The 1,697-nt window shown below is 63.3% G+C and carries 2 protein-coding genes; one reads left to right on the top strand and one right to left on the bottom strand.

All coding sequences use genetic code 11. The annotated features are described in order from the left end of the window. Positions 1 to 60: 60 nt before the first annotated feature. Positions 61 to 1,308, bottom strand: a complete 1,248-nt coding sequence (locus JNN06_RS12255; protein WP_291239876.1) for a sarcosine oxidase subunit beta family protein — start codon at positions 1,306 to 1,308, stop codon at positions 61 to 63. Between JNN06_RS12255 and ccmI the strand changes: the two genes are divergently transcribed. Next, the coding region (gene ccmI / locus JNN06_RS17665) for a c-type cytochrome biogenesis protein CcmI (protein ID WP_366812798.1) at positions 1,239 to 1,697 on the top strand (459 nt) is incomplete at its 3' end. The two genes, JNN06_RS12255 and ccmI, sit on opposite strands and share 70 nt — an antisense overlap.

The raw sequence follows: 1,697 nt of genomic DNA, 5'->3' as shown, positions 1-1,697 counted from the left end.
AAAAGTTTTCGAAAACTTTTGCAAATTTCTTCGAAGAAATTTGCGTGGTGATTGCGGACATCAATGCGCCACCCCTGCCGCGACGCTTTCGTCGATGAACTGGCCTTCGCGGAAGCGCCACATGTTGAACTCGGCCGCCAGCGGGCCGGGTTCGCCCTTGGCCATCAGCTCGGCCATGGCCCAGCCGGAACCGGGGATCGCCTTGAAGCCGCCGGTGCCCCAGCCGCAGTTGATGAAGCAATTGCCCAAGGGGGTTTTCGAGATGATGGGCGAGCGGTCGCCGGTCATATCGACGATGCCGCCCCATTGCCGCAGCATTTTCAGCCGCGAGATCATCGGGAAGGTTTCGACCAGCGCGCGCAGGGTTTCCTCGATATGGTGGAACGACCCGCGTTGGGTGAAGTTGTTGAACCCGTCGGTGCCGCCGCCGATCACCATCTCGCCCTTGTCGGATTGCGACATATAGCCATGCACGGTGTTGGCCATCACCACCACATCCATGCAGGGTTTGATGGGTTCCGACACCAGCGCTTGCAGCGCCAGCGATTCGACCGGCAGGCGGAAGCCCGCCATCTCGGCGACCTGGCCCGAATGGCCCGCCACCACGATGCCCAGCTTCTTGCAGCCGATGAAACCGCGGGTGGTCTCCACCCCTTTCACCTGCCCGTTTTCCGAGCGCACGCCGGTGACCTCGGTCTGCTGGAGGATGTCCATCCCCATGGCCGAACAGGCGCGGGCATAGCCCCAGGCCACGGCATCATGGCGGGCGGTGCCGCCGCGTTCCTGGTACAGCGCACCCAGAACCGGGTAGCGCGGGCCGTCGATATTGATGATCGGCACCAGCTCCTTGACCTGTTCCGGCCCGATCCATTTGGTCTTCACGCCTTGCAGGTTGTTGGCATGGACCGTGCGCAGATAGCCGCGCACCTCGTGATGGGTTTGCGCCAGCATCAGCAGGCCGCGCGGGCTGAACATCACGTTATAGTTCAGGTCCTGGCTCAGATCCTCATAGAGGCTGAGCGCCTTGTTATAGATCGCGGCCGAGGGGTCTTGCAGATAGTTCGACCGGATGATGGTCGTATTGCGCCCGGTATTGCCGCCGCCCAGCCAGCCCTTTTCGATCACCGCCACATTGGTGATGCCGAAATTCTTGCCAAGGTAATAGGCGGTGGCAAGGCCGTGGCCACCGGCGCCAATGATGATCGCGTCATAAGACGCCTTGGGCGCGGGTGAGCGCCATGCCTTTTCCCAGCCCTGATGGTAGCGCAGGGCCTCACGGGCGATGGCGAAAACCGAATAGCGTTTCATGGATGTCCTGCTCCCGGGGTCAGATCGGTTCGGGTCGGGCGGCAATCGCCTTGCCGCCTGTGATGCCTCAGGCGCCAAAATGTTCCGCCGCGCACAGCGGCACAATGGGGAAAATTGCGACATGGGCGGCGCGCAGGGTGGATTTGCGACAAAAGCCGCAGGGGGCTGCGACGCCAAGGCCCTTTTGCGCGCCGCCTGGGACAGCTACATGGGGGAGGAACGGGAAAGGGCAGGATGCGATGGCAATCTTCTGGCTGACGGCGGGCGCCTTGGTGCTGGCCTCTGCGGTGGCGATGGTTCTGGGGGCGATCCGGGGGCCGCGCGCGCTGGAGGCGGCGGGCGCGGATGTGCAGGTCTATCGGGATCAGCTGGCCGAGGTGGAGCGGGAC

Origin of the sequence: Gemmobacter sp. (assembly GCF_016792925.1) — a bacterium.
In the GTDB taxonomy this organism is placed as follows: domain Bacteria; phylum Pseudomonadota; class Alphaproteobacteria; order Rhodobacterales; family Rhodobacteraceae; genus Gemmobacter.
This window is presented reverse-complemented; position numbering and strand designations above follow the sequence as displayed.